Raw genomic sequence first — 17850 nt, 5'->3', positions numbered from 1 at the left:
CCCCCTCTACCCATTTCGCCCCGCTCGATTCGCCTTGGTGCAAGCGTGATCCGCGCCGCCGGTACGGTGACGCGAAGCCGCTCTCACCGTGAATTCGTTCGTGGTTGCTCCCATCATCCGGCAGATCAGGGTTTCGTCCGGCAATGGGAGGGTTACAACCCGTCCTAGCGGAGGTATCAGAGTCCCCGCCGCCGACCCCCAGGACCGGTGAACACCGCGCGAGCACGCCGGCGTGGCAAGGATGGGAGGGCGACCGGGATGATGAGTCCGATCGTGCGGTGGACTCCGTCACGGTGGTCGATGCGGGCGCGTCTCACGGCCGTCGCCACCGCGGTCGCGGGCGCGCTGCTGGTCCTGGGCGCCCTGGGCATCTACGCGGCGGCGTCCCTGGACCGCGGCGGCATGGCGCTCGATCTGGCACTGGGGATCGGGTTCGCGGTCGCGCTCGGCGCGGTGGCCCGCATCCTCTGGGGCACGGTCGGCGGCGCGCTGCGTCCCGTCCAGGTGATGAGCCGGGAACTGAAGGAGATCGCCGACAAACCCGGCGAATGTCGCGTCAGCGTCCCGCCGAGCCATGACGAGGTCGCCGAGCTGGCCAGATCCGTGAACGTGACGCTGGAGCACCTGGAGCGGATGGCCGAACGCAGGCACGCCTTCGTCGCCGACGCGTCCCACGAGCTCCGCAGCCCTCTGACCGGCCTGCGGACCCGGCTGGAGGTGGCCTTGGAGCACCCGGAGGACGAGGACTGGCCCACGGTGGCCCGCGCCGCCCTGGAGAGCGCCGACCGGCTGCAGCTCATCGTCCGGGACCTGCTGGTCCTCGCCAAGCTGGAGGCCGGCGTGCGGGCCGAGCAGGAGAAGATCGACCTGGGGGAGCTGGTCGAGACCGAGATCGCGCGGCGTGCCGGGCGCGTGCCGATCGACGTGCGGGTCGCCGACGCGGTGGTGGTGTTCGCCACCCGCTCCCACCTGGTCCGCCTGCTCACCAACCTGCTCGACAACGCGGAACGGCACGCCGAGAGCCAGATCCGGGTCGCGGTCGGGACCGATGACCGGGACGCCCTCCTCATGGTCGCCGACGACGGCCCCGGCATCCCGCCCGAGGAACGCGAGCGCGTCTTCCAGCGCTTCCTGCGGCTTCCCGAAGGCCGCCGCGCCGACGACGACGGGACGGGCCTGGGCCTCCCCATCTCCCGCGATATAGCCCAGGCACACGGCGGCAGCCTGGTGGTGGGCGACGGCCCCGGCGGTGCCCGCCTCATCTGCCGCCTCCCGCTGTACTGATCTGTGAGCGCGGGGCGGCACAAGGTGGGGTTGCGGGCGCATGCTTGGTCCAGGGAGGCCAGGGAGGTTCGTATGGTGGGGCCGGGTGGGCGTGTCGGGGCTCGTGAGTTGCTGCGGCGGGTGCTGGACGAGCATCAATCGTGGGATGTGGAGCCCCGTTCCGTGGCGGAACCGGGGTCGGCGTACGCGCGGGAACTCGCGGCGGCGCGAGAGCGCAGCGGGTGCGACGAGGCCGTGCTCACCGGTGAGGGGCTTTTGCGGGGACGGCGGATCGCCTACGTCGTTTCGGAGTTCGGCTTCCTGGCCGGGTCGATCGGGGTGGCGACAGCGGACCGCATCGTCGCGGCGATGGAGCGCGCCACCGCCGAGGGGCTTCCCCTGGTCGCGGCGCCGTCCTCGGGCGGCACCCGGATGCAGGAGGGGACGGTCGCGTTCGTCCAGATGGCCCGCATCACCGCCGCCGTGGCCCGCCACCGCGCCGCCGGGCTGCCCTACCTGGTCTACCTGCGCCATCCCACGACGGGCGGCGTGTTCGCGTCCTGGGGCTCGCTGGGGCATGTGACCGCCGCCGAACCGGGCGCGCTGATCGGCTTCCTGGGCCCGCGCGTGTACGAGGGGCTGTACGGCAAGCCCTTCCCGGAGGGCGTCCAGGTCGCGGAGAACCTGTTCGCGAAGGGCCTGATCGACGCCGTGGTGGGCATCGACGACCTCCCCGAGATCGCCGCCGATGCCCTGGAGGTCCTGGCCTCCCGTCCCTGCCCCGCTTCGCCGCCCCCCGTGGGCTCCCGGCGCGTCCGTACGCCGTCATGGCGTGAGGTCCCGTCCGGAGGCGGTGAGGACGGTCAGGAGGTGTTCGGGCGGGCCCGGAGGGACGGGCGGCCCGGGGTACGGGAGCTGCTCAAGTTCGGGGCGGACACGGTCACGCCCATGTCGGGGACGGGTCAGGGCGAGGCCGACCCCGGTCTGCTCCTGGCCCTCGCGCGGTTCGGAGGTGTCCCGTGTGTCGTGGTCGGCCAGGACCGGCGCAGCCAGCGCCGCGGGCACCTGCTGGGACCGGCGGGGTTGCGGGTGGCGCGGCGCGGGATGGGGTTGGCGGGCGAGCTGGGGCTGCCGCTGGTCACCGTGGTGGACACGCCGGGGGCGGATCTGTCGGCCGAGGCCGAGGAGGGCGGGCTGGCCGGAGAGATCGCGCGGTGCATGGCGGACCTGATCGCCTTGCCGGTTCCGGCGGTGTGCCTGCTGATGGGCGAGGGGGCGGGCGGGGCGGCGCTGGCGCTGCTGCCGGCGGACCGGGTGCTGGCCGCGCGGCACTCCTGGCTGGCCCCGCTGCCGCCCGAAGGCGCCTCCGTGATCATGTATCGGACGGCCGGGCGGGCCGCCGAGGCGGCCGTGGCGCAGCGGATCGGCGCGTCCGAGCTGCTGAGCGACGGGCTGGTGGACGAGCTGGTCGAGGAGCGCCCGGACGCGGCGGACGAGCCGGAGGCGTTCTGCCGCCGCGCCGCCGCCGCGATCGGAAACGCCCTGTCGGCGCTCACCGGCAGGCCCGGACGAGGGTCGTGACGATCTCCTGCTGGGCGGGGTCGGTGGCGGCGGTGTCCTCCGGATGCCACTGGACGCCCAGGAACCAGCCGGGACCGGGCTCCGCGTACTCCACGCCCTCGATCGTCCCGTCGGCGGCGCGGGCGGTGACCATGAGGCCGTCGGCCAGGACGTCGATGTCCTGGTGGTGGTAGCAGGACGCGGCGGCGGAGGTGCCGTCGATCGTCTTGGCCAGGAGCGTGCCGGGCTCGACCGCGACGGGGTGGACGACGTGGCGGTGGGCGCTGTCCATGTGCTGGCGGAGCGTCCCGCCGCGCACCACGTTCACGACTTGCAGCCCGCGGCACACGGCCAGCGTCGGCAGCCCGGACGCCAGCGCGTGCTCGGCCACGGCCAGGTCGAAGGCGTCCTGCTCCTCGTCGACGTCGTACAGCGCCTCGTGCGCCTCCGCCGCGCCGTAGTGGCGCGGGTGCAGGTCACCGCCGCCCGGCAGCAGGACGCCGTCGCAGCGCGCCAGCCGTGCGGGCACCTCGGCGGGGTCGGCGGGATGCATGATGAACGGCTCGCCGCCGCCCCGCCACACGGCCTCGACGAGCGCCCGCGCGGCGACCTCGGCCCGGTACCGCAGCGCCGACGCCGACTCCGAGAAACGCGCGGGCAGCGCGATCAACGGCCTGGTCACAGGGGGAGGCCGGTGAGGACCATGATCTTCTCTTCGGTGTAGTCGGTCATCGCGTAGAGCAGGCCCTCGCGGCCGACGCCGGACTCCTTGACACCGCCGTAGGGCATCTGGTCGGCGCGATAGGACGGCACGTCGCCGATCACCACGCCGCCGACCTCCAGCTCGCGGTGGGCGCGGAAGGCCAGGTCGAGGTCGCGGGTGAACACCCCGGCCTGGAGCCCGAACGAGGACGCGTTGACCTTCTCGAACGCCTCGTCCACGCCGTCCACGGGCTCGACCAGCATGACCGGGCCGAAGACCTCCAGGTTCTGCACCTTGGCGTCCGCGGGCACGTCGGCCAGCACGGTGGGGGCGTAGCTGGCGCCGTCGCGGGTGCCGCCGGTCAGCACCTTGGCGCCCGCCTCGACGGCCTCGTTCACCCAGGACTCGACGCGCTCGGCGGCGTCCTGGCTGACCAGCGGGCCGACCTGGGTCTTGTCGTCCCAGGGGTCGCCGGTGACCAGGCCGTTGACCGCCTCGACCAGCTTGGGCAGGAACGTCTCGTACACGGAGCGGTCGACGTACACGCGCTGCACGGCGATGCAGCTCTGCCCCGCCTGGTAGTTGGAGAACAGCCCGATCCTGGACGCCGCCCAGTCCAGGTCGGCGTCCGGCAGGACGACCGCCGCGCCGTTGCCGCCCAGCTCCAGCGTGACGTGCTTGCGCGGCACCTGGTCGCGGATGGACCAGCCGACCGGGACCGACCCGGTGAACGACACGATCGGGAGCCGCGGGTCCTCGACCAGCCCGCCGGCCCGGTCGTTGGGAACGGTCAGGACGGAGAACATGCCCTCGGGCAGGTCGGTCTCGGCCAGCAGCTCGCCGAGCAGCAGCGCCGACAGCGGGGTGGCGGGCGCGGGCTTGAGCACGATCGGCGTGCCCACCGCGATCGCCGGGGCGATCTTGTGGGCGGCCAGGTTGAGCGGGAAGTTGAACGGCGAGATGCCCAGCACTGGGCCGCGGGGCACGCGGGCGATGTAGGCCATCCGGCCGACCGCGCCGGGGTCGGTGTCGAGCCGCTGGGTCGTGCCGCTCCAGCGGCGGGCCTCCTCGGCGGCGAACCGGAAGGTGGCGACGGCGCGGGTCACCTCGCCGCGCGCCCACAGCAGCGGCTTGCCGTTCTCACCGGTGATCAGCCGGGCGATCTCCTCGGAGCGCTCGGCCAGCCGCCTGGACACGTGCGTCAGCGCGTCCGCGCGCACGTGCAGCGGCAGCGCGGCGGCTTCGCGGCGCACCGCGTGGGCGGCGGCGACCGCCTCCTCGACCTGTTCCGGGGTCGGTACGGCGGCGGTCCCGACGACGCGGCCGTCGTACGGGTGGGTAACGGTCAGTTCCTCGTCACCGGTCGCGGGCCGACCGGCCAGCCAGAAGGGGGTCGCGTTCATACCCTCACGCTATCTCCGGTGGAGCGTTCCGCGACCCTCCAGCATGGCCAATCGCGGTGTGCGGACTGTCCGTCACGGCGAGCGCGATCCACAGCTCGGCCCGGACCGCCGGATCGTCCAGGTCGCGGCCCAGCAGCCGGGCGGCCTTGCGCATCCGCGTCCGCAGCGTGTGCCGGTGCACGCCGAGGGCGCGCGCGGCCGCCTCGCCCTGCCCGTTGGCCGCCAGGTACGCCCGCAGCGAATCGACCAGCGACGGGTCCTCCGCGCGCAGCGGCGCGAGGGTCGACTCGGCGAAGCCCTGCGCCAGGCCGGGGTCGAGCAGGCCCAGCAGGCCCTGCCCCGGCAGGTCGGCGTGGTGGAGGACGCCGTGCGGGCTGTCGCGCCCGGCCCGGACGCGCCGCGCCGCGACCAGCGCCCGTTCCGCCTGGACGAGGGCCCAGGGGAGGCCCTGATCCGGCGAGCCGAGATCGTCCACCGGGTCGCTGACGCCGACCGGGCCGCTCGCACGGGCCAGCCCGGTGACCTGCCCGGCCAGCCGGTCCGGGACGATCACCGCGCAGCGCCCGTCGTCCAGGGGCACCGCGAGGCAGCGCTCGCCCGCCGGGTCCAGCTCCAGCGCGTCCAGCACCGCCTCGCCGCCCGCGCAGGCCAGTACCCGGACCGGCGGTTCGGGCAGCACGCCGTCGGCCGCCACGTCCGGGGGCAGCCCGAGCAGCAGGCCGCCGAGCGCGGCGCGCAACCGCCGCCGCGTCCCCGGGCTCTCGGTCTGGAGGGTGAGCAGCGAGACGGCCGCGCCCACGATCGCGTGCGCGGACGGCGGCAGCGGATCCTCGGTGCCGACCGCCAGGAAGCCGTGCGGCCTGCCGCCCAGCCCCACGACCTGGACGACGACATGCCCGTCCTCGCCGGACAGCGCGACGCTGGCGGGCGCCTCACCCTGCCGCGGACGGGACGAGCGGGTCCGCCTGAGCCGTTCCAGCTCCCCGGCCAGGCCGGGGGCGCGGCGGCGGGCACGGGCCGGCTCGGCATGCCTGACCTCCCCGGACGCGTCCAGCAGCAGCGCCCAGCCGCCCAGCTCCCGCGCCAGCCGCGCGATCAGCGGGCCGGGTCCCTTGAGGGCGGCCCGGGTCAGCTCCCGCTGCGCCTGGGACGACCGGGTGACGTCCCCGTACCATTCGGCGGCCAGTAGCCGCGAGACCGCCATGCCGATCGCGATGAACGGGGTGGGGCGCGGCACCTCCAGCAGCGCCAGGCCCTGCTCGCGGGCCTGGTCCAGCAGCTCGCGCGGCACGTCCTCATGGATGACGCCGACGGCGAAGCCGAGCCCGGCCACGCCCCGGTCCACCAGCCGCGCCACGTACCGGGCCGCGCCCTCGGCCGTCACCCGCATCCCCGTGGTCAGCACCAGCTCGCCGCCCTCCAGGAACGGCGTGGGGTCCTCCAGCTCGCTGACCGCGACCCACCGCACCGTGACGCCGCGCCGCAGCTCGGTCAGCGGGCGCAGGCCGAGCTGGGGCAGCGCGGCCACCTGGCGCAGGGTGGGCGGCACCTCGCGACTCCTTCCACGATCGGCGGCCGGATCGCCGGACCGTCCAGGCCGGCGGGCCCGTTTCGCCGGGACGTACGGTTCAGCGTACGGCCGGGCCGTCCTATGTTCGCGCCATGAGCAGCCAGATCATCGACGGGCCCGCCGGCCTGGACCGCCTGCCCCAGGAACGCCGTGTCGTCACCGAGATCCCCGGTCCCCGCTCGCGCGAGCTCCAGGAGCGCCGCGCCGCGGCCGTGGCCCCGGGGGTGAGCAGCGTGCTGCCGGTGTACGTGGTGGACGCGGGCGGCGGCGTGGTGGTCGACGCCGACGGCAACTCGCTGATCGACTTCGGCTCCGGGATCGCCGTCACCAACGTCGGCAACGCCAACCCGCGCGTCGCCGAACGGGTCGCCGCGCAGGCCGGGCGGTTCACCCACACCTGCTTCATGGTGGCCCCGTACGAGTCGTACGTCGCGGTCTGCGAGGCCCTCAACCGGCTCACCCCCGGCGACCACGAGAAGCGCACCTTCCTGGTGAACAGCGGCGCCGAGGCGGTGGAGAACGCCGTCAAGGTCGCCCGCTACGCCACCGGACGGCAGGCGGTGGTGGTGTTCGACCACGGCTACCACGGCCGGACGCTGCTCACGATGACGCTGACCGCCAAGAACATGCCGTACAAGCACGGGTTCGGCCCGTACGCGCCCGAGGTGTACCGGATGCCGATGGCCTACCCGTTCCGGTGGCCCGGCGGCCCGGAGAACTGCGGGCCCGAGGCGGCGGAACAGGCCATCGACCAGATCACCAAGCGGATCGGCGCGGGCAACGTGGCGGCGGTGGTGATCGAGCCGATCCAGGGCGAGGGCGGCTTCGTCGTCCCGCCGGACGGTTTCCTGACCGCGATCGCCGCGTTCTGCCGGGACAACGGGATCCTGTTCGTCGCCGACGAGGTGCAGACCGGGTTCGCCCGCACCGGTGACCTGTTCGCGTGCGAGCACGAGGGCGTCGTCCCCGACATCATCACCACCGCCAAGGGCATCGCGGGCGGGATGCCGCTGGCGGCCGTGACCGGGCGGGCCGACGTCCTCGACACCGTCCACCCGGGCGGGCTCGGCGGCACCTACGGCGGCAACCCGGTCTCCTGCGAGGCGGCGCTGGCCGTCCTGGACGAGATCGAGAACGGCAAGCTGGTGGAGCGGGCCCGGGGCATCGGCGAGATCATGCTGCCCCGCCTGCGCGCCCTCGCCGGACGCCACGACGTGATCGGCGACGTGCGCGGGCGCGGCGCGATGACCGCGATCGAGCTGGTGCGTCCCGGCACGAAGGAGCCGGACCCCGGGCTCACGTCCCGGGTCGCCCGCCGCTGCCACGAGTCGGGGCTGCTCGTGCTGACGGCGGGCACCTACGGCAACGTGCTGCGGTTCCTGCCCCCGCTGGTGATCCCCGAGCACCTGCTGCTGGAAGGGCTGGACGTCCTGGACGAGGCGTTCGCCGCCCTCTGAGGGGTTTACGGCGCCGTCTCGGACTTGAGGCCGTAGAGGTCGGCGAGGATCTCGTAGGAGCGCAGCCGGTCCTCGTGCTCGTACACCGAGGTCACGACCATCACCTCGTCGGCCTTGGTGCGTTCCAGCAGCGCGTCGAGCTGCGCGCGGACGGTCTCGGGCCCGCCCATCACCTGCCCCGCCAGCCGGGACTGGATGATCTCCCGGTCGAACGGCGTGTAGGGGTAGGCGGCGGTCTCCTCGGGGCTGGGCAGCGGCCCCGGGCGTCCCTGCCGCAGCCGCAGGAACGACAGCGCCTGCGGCGCGGCGAGCTCGCGGGCCCGCTCGTCGTCCTCGGCGGCCGTCACCGACACCGCGATCATCGCGTACGGGTGGTCGAGATCGGCGGACGGCCGGAACGACTCGCGGTACAGGCGCAGCGCCGGAAGCGTGTTCTCGGAGCTGAAGTGGTGGGCGAACGCGAACGGCAGGCCCAGCAGTCCCGACAGCCGCGCGCTGTACCCGCTGGAGCCCAGCAGCCACACGGGCGGCTCGTTGCCGGCGGCCGGGGTCACCGTGCTGTCCTTGCCGAAGTAGCCGCGCAGCTCGTGCACCTGCTCGGGGAAGTCGTCCACCGACAGCGCCTCGGGCGAGCGGCGCAGGGCCAGGGCGGTGCGCTGGTCGGTGCCGGGGGCGCGGCCCAGGCCGAGGTCGATGCGGCCCGGGTAGAGCGCCTCCAGCGTCCCGAACTGCTCGGCCACCACCATCGGCGCGTGGTTGGGCAGCATGATCCCGCCCGAGCCGACCCGCAGCCGGGACGTCGCCGCCGCGACCTGGCCGATCAGCACGGCGGTGGCGGAGCTGGCGATGCCGGGCATCGCGTGGTGCTCGGCCAGCCAGTAGCGGTGGAAGCCGAGGGCCTCGGTGTGGCGGGCCAGGTCGAGGGTGTTGCGCAGGGCCTGCGCCGAGGAGCCACCGCTGACCACGGGGGACAGGTCGAGCACGGAGAACGGGACGGTCATGATCGGTCCAACTCCGCGGCGTCCCGTCCTCTTCCCGCTCGACGACGGGGACTACAGGGAGCCGAGGACCAGCGCCATGCCCGTCACGACCGCGGCGCAGACCAGCGGCATCCAGGTGACCGACGCCCACGACCACACGACCAGCTTGCGCGCGCGCTCGGGATCCTCGGGCCAGACCTCCTCGGCCTTGGTGTAGAGGATCGCGCCGACGAACAGCAGCGGGAAGAACGCCACCATCGTCCAGAGCCCGGCGAGAAAGGCCAGGAAGCGGCCGCCGCTGGTGTACGTACCGTCCGGGCCGATGCCGGCGGCCAGACGCGGGCCGGGGGCGGTGTAGGGGGTGGGGTGGGGACCGGGGAAGGGGGCGGAAGCCGAGGCGGCGTCGGTCATGGCGGTCACCGATCCAGGAGACGGCGGGTGAACAAACGTTCGCTCAAGTGACCAGGATCATACGCCTGCGCGCCGCCGCGCTCCAGAGCGGGCCCGTCCGCGGCCCGTCCGGAGGGGCTCGCACCGTCCCTCCCGGCACGCTTAGATAACCCTGCGACATCGGGAGCCGGCGGAGGGGGCGCGCGTTGGGGGAGAACGAGTCGACGGTCGGGAACCGGTACGCCGGAATCCGGGACATCGTCCTCGTCGCCGGGTTCCTCGTGCTGCTGGCCGCCGCGCTGGTGATCGTGCTGGTCCAGGCGTGGCCGCCCGGCCCCCGCGTGTCGGCGGACGGCCGCTACGCCTTCACCCCGGACACCGTCACCGTCCGCCTCTTCGGCTGGTCGCCCCGCCTGTCGCGGGAGGCATGCCTGTTCATCGTCGTCATGGCGGCGGGCGCGCTCGGCGCGGTGGTGCACGCGCTCCGCTCGCTCTACTGGTACGTCGGCAACCGCACGCTCCGCCGGAGCTGGCTGATGATGTACGGCTTCCTGCCGCTCGTCGGCGCGCTGCTCGGCCTGATCGTCTACCTGGTGCTGCGCGGCGGCCTGACCTCGCCGACCGGCGGCTCGTCGGACGTCAACCCCTACGGCGTCACGGCCATCGCCGCGCTGGTGGGGCTGTTCTCCCGGGAGACCGCCGAGAAGCTGAGCGCCGTCTTCGCGACCCTTCTCGCCCACCCGCGGGCGGGCCGCGACCAGGCGCTCCCCCCGCAGGTCCATTCGGTGGAACCGGCGTCCGGCCGGGTCGGCAGCCTGGTCGTCATCCGCGGCATCGGCCTGGGCTCGGCCTCCACCGTCCGCTTCGGTCAGGCGGACGCGCCCGTCACCGACGTGAGCGACACCCGCCTCCAGACCACCGTCCCGCCGGGCGCGGTCACCGGCCGCCTCACCGTGACGACGCCCTCGGGCTCCGCGACGAGCGCCACGGAGTTCACCGTCGACCGAGGGGAGGGGCGTTAGCCCGTCCAGTGGCTGTGCCACACGTCGTAGGGGGCTCCGGGCAGCAGGGTGGGAAGGGCCTCGGTGTCGTCCAGCACGGCCAGTTGGTCACCGGTCTTGGCCTTGGCGAACTGGACGGTGCCCGAGTAGGAGGTGCGTTCCAGCCCTTCCGGACCCGCCACCAGGGCCGTGTAGCGGGGCCCCGGTAGCTCGTCGTCGGGGATCACCGTGCCGACCACGAGGCTGTTGGCGACGGTGACCCAGCTCCCCAGGGTGGCGATCTGGCGCTCGGCGCCCTGCTGCTCCCAGCGGTAGCGAAGGATCGGCTTGGAGAAGATCGGCACGAGCAGGTGCGACACGCCGCAGGCGAGCAGCTCGCGTTCCCAGCCGATGGAGCGGGTCAGGTCCTCGCAGATGAGGACGGCGAGGCGGCCCAGGGCCATGTCCAGGACGGAGACCCGGGTCCCGGGCTGGATGTGCTCGTCGGCGGTGCCGCTCTCGGGCGCGCCGGGCAGCCGCCACAGCCGCATCTGGTCCTGGTCGAGGGTGAAGCCGGAGAGCTTGTCCTGGACGAGCAGTTCCTCACCGGTCCAGCGGTCGATGAGGACGGCGCGGTTGGGCGGGGGGTCACCCGGGCCGAGCGGGCCGCTGCCCAGCATGATGTAGCGCAGCGGGTGCTGGTCGCGGTCGCGGCCGGCGGTGTCGTAGGCGACCTCCTTCCAGTGCTCCAGCAGGCCGTCCGACAGGGCGATCTCGGGCATCACCGCGATCCGCGCGCCCGCCTCGTCCAGCCGCCTGACGATCGTCCGGATCCGTTTGCGCACCGCGTCGGAGTCGACGGGACGGAGCCGGTAGAGGGTCATGTCGTAGCGGTGCTCGAACCCGATTTCGACGTCGTCGAAGGTCTCCAGCACGGGCGCGCAGCCGATGGTGACCGGTTCGTCGCGGTTGAAGTGCGCGTCGTTGACGGCGGGCAGCACGCTGTGGTCGATCCGCTCCCATTCGGCGGGCGGGACGCGGTGCACGCCGAAGAACTCGGCCTTCGTCCGCCGTCCGAGCGGGCGGCCGGGGAAGGCGCAGCGGGGCAGCAGCGCCCCGTCGCGCTCGTCGGAGTTGAGCCGCCCCTCGGTGAGGTACTGGATCAGCACGCCGCTGAGCGCGGGCGCGTCGTGGTACGGCGAGTAGGGGCTGGCGTAGGCGAGCGCGGCGTCCAGCCCCAGCAGGATCGCGAACCGCCCGCGGTCGCCGTCCGCCTCGATGATCTCCTCGGTGAGGTCGGGGTCGAGCCGGCCGAGCGCCAGGACGGTCTCGCAGATCTCGTCGGCCCGGCGCCGTACCGCCGGGTCGCGGTGCCAGTCGGTCGCCTGCCAGCCCTGGAATCGATGGTCGGGAAGCGCGTCGTAGAGCCGGATGAAGAGATCAGCAGGATCGGCGGGGTGGGCCGGGGCAGGCGCCGCCCACTGATCCGTCATAAGCGCCCCCAGGGGGTTGACGAGGGTGGTCACGTGCGGTCGATCGATGCTAACTCCGGCGAGTCACTTCGATCAGTTGCATCCGATACAGAAAGTGGCGCCCAAGTTCGCGAGAGTGGGTACCGGAACGGTCACGCCCTCCTCGCGCCGCGGGCAGGTCTCCCTGGACTGTGGTGCAGCTCATGGTGACATTCCGGAGATTCCTCACTTGACATTCACTTGGCATCGACGCACCCTGGAAGGGTCCGTCCTCCCCGAGACCCGTGAGGTGACCCGTGAATCCGAGGGCGCGCGCGAAGGGTCCGTTCCCGCAGATCGGACATGACCGCAGGTCTGAGGCCCGACGGCTGATCGGCTCCATGGAGCACGGCAAGGGGGTCGGCGACGGCCACTTCAGCGCCCTGGGCATGCTCATCACCGACGCGTCGCTCTGCGCGGACGAACCGGCGCTGATCGAGGTGCAGGACGGCCTCCAGTGGTTGTTCCGCACCCACTATCTGGACGTCCCGGCGCTGGACGGCGACCAGCGCGAGCAGCGCGGCCGGATCCTCGGCCTGATCGACACGGTGCATTGGGCACTGCGGCGGCTGCCGTCCGGGCTCCAGCTCAGCCTGCACCCGAACGGTCACGCGGCCCGCTTCCTGGTGGCGGTGGCGCGGCGGCAGGGCATGTCCAACAAGGAGCTCGCCGCCGAGCTCGGCACCGACGAGACCGAGATCAGCCGGGTGGGGCGCAAGCTGCTGGCGGCGGGCGTGGTGTGGCGCCGCAAGGAGTGGCGTCACAACGCCTGGGACATCACCCCCCGCGGGCGCCAGTACGCGGAGACCGCGGGCCTGCTCCAGAAGGACGAGGTGGCGGTCCGCGTTCCCGCCGAGCATCCCGCCCCACGCGAGGGCGCGCGTGCCGAGGCGGACGCCCACGGGCTCCCCGGCGAGGCTCCGGAGCCGCGCGGCCGTTCCGGACGCGGGGCACGCCCCGAGCCCCAGGGCCGTGAGGAAGGCCGGCGCGCTCAGGGGCGGTCGCGGCGTTCCGAGGAACGCGGCCAGGGCTGACCTCTCTCAGGGGCCGGCGAGGGCGGCTTCGATCTCCGGATGGTCGAGGACGTCCTGGTCGGCCATGGTGCGCACCCGATCGCGGACCCGCGCCTCCTGCGGCAGCCGCAGCCATCCCCAGGCCGTCGTCTCCTTCACCCGCACCGGCACTTTGTGGAACACGCCGAACTCGCCGGCCTCCTGGTGGTGGATGACCTCGCCGTAGAACCATTCGGAGACGATCAGCGCCAGATCGGCGTGCGAGGTGCGCAGCGCCTCCTTCAGCGGCTTCGACTCCAGCAGCCGGAACGTCTGATTGATCGCCGTCCCCACCACGCCATGGGCGTCGAACTGCACCTCCCCGGCGTTCACCGCGACCCGCAGCCGGATCCTGGTGCTGGGCGGGACCTGGCGGTTGTGCTCGGCGAGCGCGGCGGCCAGCGCGGACATGAACGGCCCGGCCAGCAGTCCCTTCGGGACGTCCGGCGGCACCAGGATCAGCATCCCGTCCCCCCGGTCCTCGCGGTGGCAGCGCTCCCACCGCAGAGCCGACCGGCCGAACGCCGTCTCCAGCGACCTCCGCAGGGCGGCCCGCACCGCGACCTGGACGGGGTTGGTCCGATCGGGACGGCAGAACTCCTCCACGTCCGCGCACAGGATCGTCCGGTGCACGGCCAGCATCGTTCTGCGCGTCGTTGCGTCGTCCACCGTCACCCCGCAAGAATCCCGTGCATTAGGCAGTGCATATGCGCGTTCGAATGCACGTGCACGCAGCGATGGTAACGCCATCCCCCGTTCGCGCGCGTGACTTCGCACACATGACCGCCGCACGGACTTCCGGGGAAGGGGGGAGCGCGTGGGATTCGGACCGCCGGCGAAGAAAACGGACGGCACGCCGCGCGTGCCGTCCGTTTCCAGGTTGCGGGTCGCCCTAAGCGTCGTCGTCGGGCTGGTCCGCCGGAGGCGCCTGGGCGGCGGGCACGGTGTCGGGCACGGTGTCGGGCGCTGTGTCGGGCGCGGCGTCGGGGTGGGCTTGGATGAACGCCGCGTAGACCTCGTCGGCGATCACGCCCCGCGCCGAGACCTCGACGTCGTTCTCCCGCGCCCACGCGCGCACGTCGGAGTTGGTGTAACCCTTGACCTTCGCCGCGCTCGCGGCCTTGCGCCCCCGCCCGGCGGCCTTGACCTCACGGGCCCTGTCCACGAACTGCTCGACCGTGGCGAGCGCGTCCCGCAGCCGCTTGTCGTTGGCCTCGCTGAGATCGATCGTGAACGTCCGTCCCAGGACCTCGAAGTCACGCTTGGCGACATCGCTGTCCTCGGTCCCGTCGATGTCGTCGACGAGAATGACCTTCTCCGCCATGTGGTCCTTTCTGCTAGGCCGGCTACCCAGACGCTAGCGGACGGCAGGGACAACACCGGACGCCCCGCACCGGCGTGGCGCTACCGTCCGTGACAACTACCGCGCGGAAGGGCGGATGCGCGCCGCGCTTCCGGTGACGGGCCGCCCGGGTGACGATGGTGCCCATGGGAAGCGGAACGGTCGCGGTGCTCGGCAACGGGCCCGTCGGGCAGACCGCCGCGCTGCTGCTCGCCTGCTGGGGCGTGCGCGTGGTCGTGGTGGACGGCCGTCCCGGGCGCGACCGCATCGGGTCCAAGTCGATCTGCCAGCAGCGCGACGTCCTGGACGTGTGGGACAGCGTGGGCGCGGGCCGTGCCATCGCGGCCGAGGGCGTCACCTGGACGACCGCGCGCACGTTCTGCCGTGACCGCGAGCTGTTCGCCTACGCTCTGCCCGACCCGGGGGTGTCGGCGTTCCCGCCGTTCGTCAACATCTCGCAGTCCCGTACCGAGGAGATCCTGGACGAGCGGATCGCCGCGCAACCGCTGATCGACGTGCGCTGGGACCATGAGGTCACCGGCATCGACCAGGACGACGCGGGCGTGACGGTCACCTGCCGGACCGGCGGGGGGACGCGCGAGATCCGCGCCGACTAAGCCGTGGCCGCCACGGGCGCGCACGGCGGCGTGCGGCGGATGCTGGGCGTGGCGTTCGACGGGCGCTCGTTCGACGACCTCTTCCTGATCTGCGACATCCGCGCCGACCTGCCGGGATGGGCGAACGAGCGGCGGTTCTACTTCGACCCGTCCTGGAACCCGGGCCGCCAGGTGCTGATCCATCCGTGCCCGGGGCGGACGTTCCGGATCGACTGGCAGGTCCCGGCCGGCTACGACCTGGCGGCCGAGGAGGTCTCCGGCGGGCTGGACGCGCGGATCCGCGCCATCGTCGGCGACCGCCCGTACGAGATCGTGTGGAAGTCGGTGTACCGCTTCAGCTCGCGCGTCGCGGACCGGATGAGGGTGGGCCGGGTCCTGCTCGCCGGCGACTGCGCGCACGTCTACTCGCCCTTCGGCGCCCGCGGCCTGAACTCGGGTGTCGCGGACGCGGAGAACGCCGCGTGGAAGCTGGCCTACGCGCTCAGCGGCGAGGCGGGTCCCGGACTGCTGGGGAGCTACCACGCCGAACGGCACGCCGCCGCGCTGGAGAACCTTGAGGTCACCTCCGCGACGATGGACTTCCTCGTCCCGCAGGACGACGCCGCCCGCCGTCACCGCGCGGACGTGCTGGCACGCGCGGCCACCGACGTTGCCGCGCGTCGCCAGGTGGATTCGGGCCGGCTCGCCGAGCCCTTCTGGTACGTCGCGTCCCCGCTCACGACGCCCGACCCGGAACGTCCCTTCGCGGGACGCCCGCCGCGTGGGCACGTCCCGCCGCCCGGTCCCGGGATCCTGCTTCCCGACGCGCCCGTGACGGCGCGCCGCGACCGCATGCGCGCTCTGGCGCGGGACGGGTTCCTCGCGTTGACGACCGAGGGTGTCACGTTGCGGGACGCGCCGGTGCCGGTGCTCGCCCTTGCGGACATCGACCGGACGGGCGGTCTCGCCAAGGCCCTGGGCGCCCGTTCCGGGGAGATCTGGCTGGTGCGTCCCGACGCCTATGTCGCGGCCGTACTGTACGACCCGGCGGACCTTCCCGTGGCGTTGCGCCGTGCCCTGGGCGAGGTCGTCACCGGCTGAAGACGCGCCTACCAGCGTTCGCGATGCACCACTTCGTCGAACGGCTTACGGTCGGGCCGCTGGACCGGGCGCAGCGGCCGGTCCGCCGGCACCCCGAACGCGATCAGAAACGCGCAGACCTTGTCCTCGGGGAAGCCCAGCAGCTCGCGGGCCAGTTCCTGGTCGGAGACACTGGCGTGGCCGCTTCCGATGCCGAGGTCGGCCGCGGCCAGCATCATCGCCATCGTGGCCTGGCCCAGGTCGAACCGAGCCCTCTCCTGCGTGGCGGCGTCCGTGACCAGGGCGATGGTGGCGGCCGAGCGCGCCACGTGCCCCGCGCCTCCCCAGACGCGGGCCAGCTCCTCCAAGCGCCGCCGCTGCGTCACCAGCACGAAGTCCCACGGCTGCCAGTTCTGGGACGACGGCGCCCGGCGCCCCGCCTCCAGGATCCTGTCGAGCTGCTCCTTCGGCACGGGCTCGTCCTTGTACGACCGGACGTTGCGCCGGGACGTGATGGCTTCCCAGGTTTCCACGCGGCTGGCCTCTCTCGGTGTCGCTGATCGGTCGTGCGCCGTCCGCTCAGGTGTTGGGCGGCTTGGCGCTGATGTCCGCGAGCACCGACCGGGAGTCCCGTTCGATCGCCAGGTCCCCGAGGCTGATCGCGCCGACGGCACGGCCGTCCTGCACCACCGGCAGGCGGCGGATCGCGTGCTCGCGGAGCAGCCGCTCGGCCGTCTCGGCGTCGTCGCCCGGGGAGACCGTGACCGGGTCGGCGCTGCACACCTCGCGGACGGTCGTCGCGGCCATGTCGCGGCCCAGCGCCACCCCGCGCACCACGATGTCGCGATCGGTCAGGAGCCCGACCAGGCGGCCGTCTTCGGCGACCAGGACATCACCGATCCCGTGCTCGCGCATCTGCACCGCGGCATGGACGAGGGACGCCTCGGGCGGCACCGCCACCGGCGCGGGTGTCATCACCTCTCCCACGATCTGTGCCATGGTCGACCCCCTCGATGTTCTGCGGATTCGCGATCTCTCACGCCGCGCATACCCAAGGATCTGCTCCGTATCCGCGGCGGCGTGGATCCCCCCCGTGGTACCTGGCGAGCGGACCGGCGCGATGCCCGGACGCGCCGTGCGGGTTGTCTGCTCCCCGCCTCCCGGGGCGAACCGCACGCGCTGGGAGATCCCCTGCGCGGCCGCCCGCGCCCTCATCGGCGACCGCGCCGAGGCCCTGGGTGCCGTCGCTCTCGCGGCCCGCGGCCCCTCCGCCCACCTCCTGACGAGGTGATTTTCAACCTCGTTCATGGTCGTACGTTTGCCGCGCGCGGAGCGGGCAGGGGTGGGGGAGACCGATGAGAGGAGAACCGATGCCTGACGTCTTCGATGTTCTCTCCCGGGACCATACCGAGGTCAAGCGGGTCTTCACCGAACTCGAAGAGGGCCGCCCGGCGCCGTCCGGCGAGGACGAGCGGCGGCTCCGCAAGAACATGGTGGAGCAGCTCATCATCGAGGAGTCCAAACATGAGGCGGTCGAGGAGGAGTACTTCTGGCCGACCGTGCGCGAGCTCGTCCCCGACGGCGACCGGCTGGCCGACCACGCGGTCGCGCAGGAACAGGACGCCAAGAAGACCCTCAACGACCTGAGGCACGCCGAAGCCGGCTCAGATCGGTTCGAGGAACTGCTGGCCTCGTTCATCGCCGAGGGCCGCGAGCACATCGCCTACGAGGAGGACCAGGTGTGGCCTGAGCTGCGCAGGGTCATCTCGCAGGAGCGCGCTCAGGATCTCGGGCGCAAGCTCGAAGAGGGCAAGAAGCGGGCCCCGACCCGGCCGCATCCGAACACACCGCCGAAGCCGGGCGTCCTCAAGGGCGCGGGCGCCGCGGTCGCGATGGCCGACAGGGTCATCGACAAGGTCACCGGCCGAGGCACCCGCTGAGACGCCTCTTCCGCCGGTACGCG

Annotated in this window: 16 protein-coding genes and 1 pseudogene; 7 read left to right on the top strand and 10 right to left on the bottom strand. The window is 73.1% G+C overall.

Going from position 1 to position 17850, the window contains the following annotated elements; genetic code table 11:
- Positions 1 to 300 precede the first annotated feature (300 nt).
- Entirely contained in the window at positions 301 to 1284 is a 984-nt protein-coding gene (locus ACGWYJ_RS18285) for a sensor histidine kinase (protein ID WP_395107232.1), read from the top strand.
- 72 nt (positions 1285 to 1356) lie between these two features.
- Complete coding sequence (locus ACGWYJ_RS18280; RefSeq protein WP_395107231.1) at positions 1357 to 2844, top strand: carboxyl transferase domain-containing protein; 1488 nt, start codon at positions 1357 to 1359, stop codon at positions 2842 to 2844.
- Here ACGWYJ_RS18280 and ACGWYJ_RS18275 read toward each other — a convergent pair.
- From ACGWYJ_RS18275 to ACGWYJ_RS18265, 3 genes are read right to left on the bottom strand one after another with little or no spacing between them, the layout of a single operon-like run.
- Positions 2816 to 3505, bottom strand: coding sequence for a gamma-glutamyl-gamma-aminobutyrate hydrolase family protein (locus tag ACGWYJ_RS18275; RefSeq protein WP_395107230.1), 690 nt, complete (start codon positions 3503 to 3505; stop codon positions 2816 to 2818). The two genes, ACGWYJ_RS18280 and ACGWYJ_RS18275, sit on opposite strands and share 29 nt — an antisense overlap.
- A complete protein-coding gene (locus ACGWYJ_RS18270) occupies positions 3502 to 4929 on the bottom strand; it encodes an aldehyde dehydrogenase family protein (RefSeq protein WP_395107229.1) in 1428 nt (475 codons plus the stop codon). Before ACGWYJ_RS18270 ends, ACGWYJ_RS18275 begins: the two co-directional genes overlap by 4 nt.
- Before the next feature lie 4 nt (positions 4930 to 4933).
- Positions 4934 to 6478 carry a PucR family transcriptional regulator gene (locus tag ACGWYJ_RS18265; protein ID WP_395107227.1) on the bottom strand — a complete coding sequence of 515 codons (1545 nt, stop codon included), beginning with the start codon at positions 6476 to 6478 and terminating at the stop codon, positions 4934 to 4936.
- Between the two features lie 113 nt (positions 6479 to 6591).
- Between ACGWYJ_RS18265 and gabT the strand changes: the two genes are divergently transcribed.
- Positions 6592 to 7956, top strand: a complete 1365-nt coding sequence (gene gabT / locus ACGWYJ_RS18260; protein ID WP_395107226.1) for a 4-aminobutyrate--2-oxoglutarate transaminase — start codon at positions 6592 to 6594, stop codon at positions 7954 to 7956.
- 5 nt (positions 7957 to 7961) lie between these two features.
- Here gabT and ACGWYJ_RS18255 read toward each other — a convergent pair whose 3' ends face one another.
- A complete protein-coding gene (locus tag ACGWYJ_RS18255) occupies positions 7962 to 8957 on the bottom strand; it encodes an LLM class flavin-dependent oxidoreductase (RefSeq protein WP_395107225.1) in 996 nt (331 codons plus the stop codon).
- Between the two features lie 51 nt (positions 8958 to 9008).
- Positions 9009 to 9356 carry a hypothetical protein gene (locus ACGWYJ_RS18250; protein WP_395107224.1) on the bottom strand — a complete coding sequence of 116 codons (348 nt, stop codon included), beginning with the start codon at positions 9354 to 9356 and terminating at the stop codon, positions 9009 to 9011.
- Positions 9357 to 9532: 176 nt separating this feature from the next.
- Here ACGWYJ_RS18250 and ACGWYJ_RS18245 point away from each other — a divergent pair, with 176 nt between their 5' ends.
- Positions 9533 to 10348, top strand: coding sequence for an IPT/TIG domain-containing protein (locus ACGWYJ_RS18245; RefSeq protein ID WP_395107223.1), 816 nt, complete (start codon positions 9533 to 9535; stop codon positions 10346 to 10348).
- On the opposite strand, the gene ACGWYJ_RS18240 is transcribed toward ACGWYJ_RS18245, so the two are convergent.
- Complete coding sequence (locus ACGWYJ_RS18240) at positions 10345 to 11799, bottom strand: hypothetical protein (RefSeq protein WP_395107222.1); 1455 nt, start codon at positions 11797 to 11799, stop codon at positions 10345 to 10347. The two genes, ACGWYJ_RS18245 and ACGWYJ_RS18240, sit on opposite strands and share 4 nt — an antisense overlap.
- A 359-nt stretch (positions 11800 to 12158) precedes the next feature.
- Between ACGWYJ_RS18240 and ACGWYJ_RS18235 the strand changes: the two genes are divergently transcribed.
- On the top strand, positions 12159 to 12851 hold the full coding sequence (locus ACGWYJ_RS18235; protein WP_395107221.1) for a hypothetical protein: 693 nt from the start codon (positions 12159 to 12161) through the stop codon (positions 12849 to 12851).
- Between the two features lie 6 nt (positions 12852 to 12857).
- Here ACGWYJ_RS18235 and ACGWYJ_RS18230 read toward each other — a convergent pair whose 3' ends face one another.
- Both ACGWYJ_RS18230 and ACGWYJ_RS18225 read right to left on the bottom strand, forming a co-directional pair.
- The gene (locus tag ACGWYJ_RS18230) at positions 12858 to 13538 is read right to left on the bottom strand and encodes a hypothetical protein (protein ID WP_395107220.1); all 681 of its coding nucleotides are present in this window, start codon (positions 13536 to 13538) and stop codon (positions 12858 to 12860) included.
- 223 nt (positions 13539 to 13761) lie between these two features.
- Positions 13762 to 14193: an Lsr2 family protein gene (locus ACGWYJ_RS18225; RefSeq protein WP_395107219.1), complete on the bottom strand. Its 432-nt coding sequence runs from the start codon at positions 14191 to 14193 to the stop codon at positions 13762 to 13764.
- 155 nt (positions 14194 to 14348) lie between these two features.
- Between ACGWYJ_RS18225 and ACGWYJ_RS18220 the strand changes: the two are divergent.
- Positions 14349 to 15908, top strand: a pseudogene (locus tag ACGWYJ_RS18220) (FAD-dependent monooxygenase).
- Between the two features lie 8 nt (positions 15909 to 15916).
- Here the strand turns inward: ACGWYJ_RS18220 and ACGWYJ_RS18215 are convergent.
- Both ACGWYJ_RS18215 and ACGWYJ_RS18210 read right to left on the bottom strand, forming a co-directional pair.
- Positions 15917 to 16420, bottom strand: coding sequence for a nitroreductase family protein (locus ACGWYJ_RS18215; RefSeq protein WP_395107218.1), 504 nt, complete (start codon positions 16418 to 16420; stop codon positions 15917 to 15919).
- Positions 16421 to 16466: 46 nt separating this feature from the next.
- Positions 16467 to 16886 (bottom strand): CBS domain-containing protein, encoded by a 420-nt coding sequence (locus ACGWYJ_RS18210; RefSeq protein WP_395107217.1) that lies wholly within the window; start codon positions 16884 to 16886, stop codon positions 16467 to 16469.
- A gap of 371 nt (positions 16887 to 17257) precedes the next feature.
- Between ACGWYJ_RS18210 and ACGWYJ_RS18205 the strand changes: the two genes are divergently transcribed.
- A complete protein-coding gene (locus tag ACGWYJ_RS18205; RefSeq protein ID WP_395107216.1) occupies positions 17258 to 17827 on the top strand; it encodes a hemerythrin domain-containing protein in 570 nt (189 codons plus the stop codon).
- The last annotated feature ends 23 nt before the right edge of the window (positions 17828 to 17850 follow it).

It is taken from the genome of Actinomadura sp. SCN-SB (assembly GCF_043906805.1).
In the GTDB taxonomy this organism is placed as follows: domain Bacteria; phylum Actinomycetota; class Actinomycetes; order Streptosporangiales; family Streptosporangiaceae; genus Spirillospora.
This window is presented reverse-complemented; position numbering and strand designations above follow the sequence as displayed.

Bases quoted from the DNA above. Each gene is read 5' to 3' on its own strand.
- ACGWYJ_RS18280 (WP_395107231.1), top strand. From the start codon at position 1,357: ATGGTGGGGCCGGGTGGGCGTGTCGGGGCTCGTGAGTTGCTGCGGCGG.
- ACGWYJ_RS18205 (WP_395107216.1), top strand. From the start codon at position 17,258: ATGCCTGACGTCTTCGATGTTCTCTCCCGGGACCATACCGAGGTCAAG.
- ACGWYJ_RS18285 (WP_395107232.1), top strand. From the start codon at position 301: ATGCGGGCGCGTCTCACGGCCGTCGCCACCGCGGTCGCGGGCGCGCTG.
- ACGWYJ_RS18235 (WP_395107221.1), top strand. From the start codon at position 12,159: ATGGAGCACGGCAAGGGGGTCGGCGACGGCCACTTCAGCGCCCTGGGC.
- ACGWYJ_RS18240 (WP_395107222.1), bottom strand. From the start codon at position 11,799: ATGACGGATCAGTGGGCGGCGCCTGCCCCGGCCCACCCCGCCGATCCT.
- ACGWYJ_RS18270 (WP_395107229.1), bottom strand. From the start codon at position 4,929: ATGAACGCGACCCCCTTCTGGCTGGCCGGTCGGCCCGCGACCGGTGAC.
- ACGWYJ_RS18225 (WP_395107219.1), bottom strand. From the start codon at position 14,193: ATGGCGGAGAAGGTCATTCTCGTCGACGACATCGACGGGACCGAGGAC.
- gabT (WP_395107226.1), top strand. From the start codon at position 6,592: ATGAGCAGCCAGATCATCGACGGGCCCGCCGGCCTGGACCGCCTGCCC.
- ACGWYJ_RS18255 (WP_395107225.1), bottom strand. From the start codon at position 8,957: ATGACCGTCCCGTTCTCCGTGCTCGACCTGTCCCCCGTGGTCAGCGGT.
- ACGWYJ_RS18210 (WP_395107217.1), bottom strand. From the start codon at position 16,886: ATGGCACAGATCGTGGGAGAGGTGATGACACCCGCGCCGGTGGCGGTG.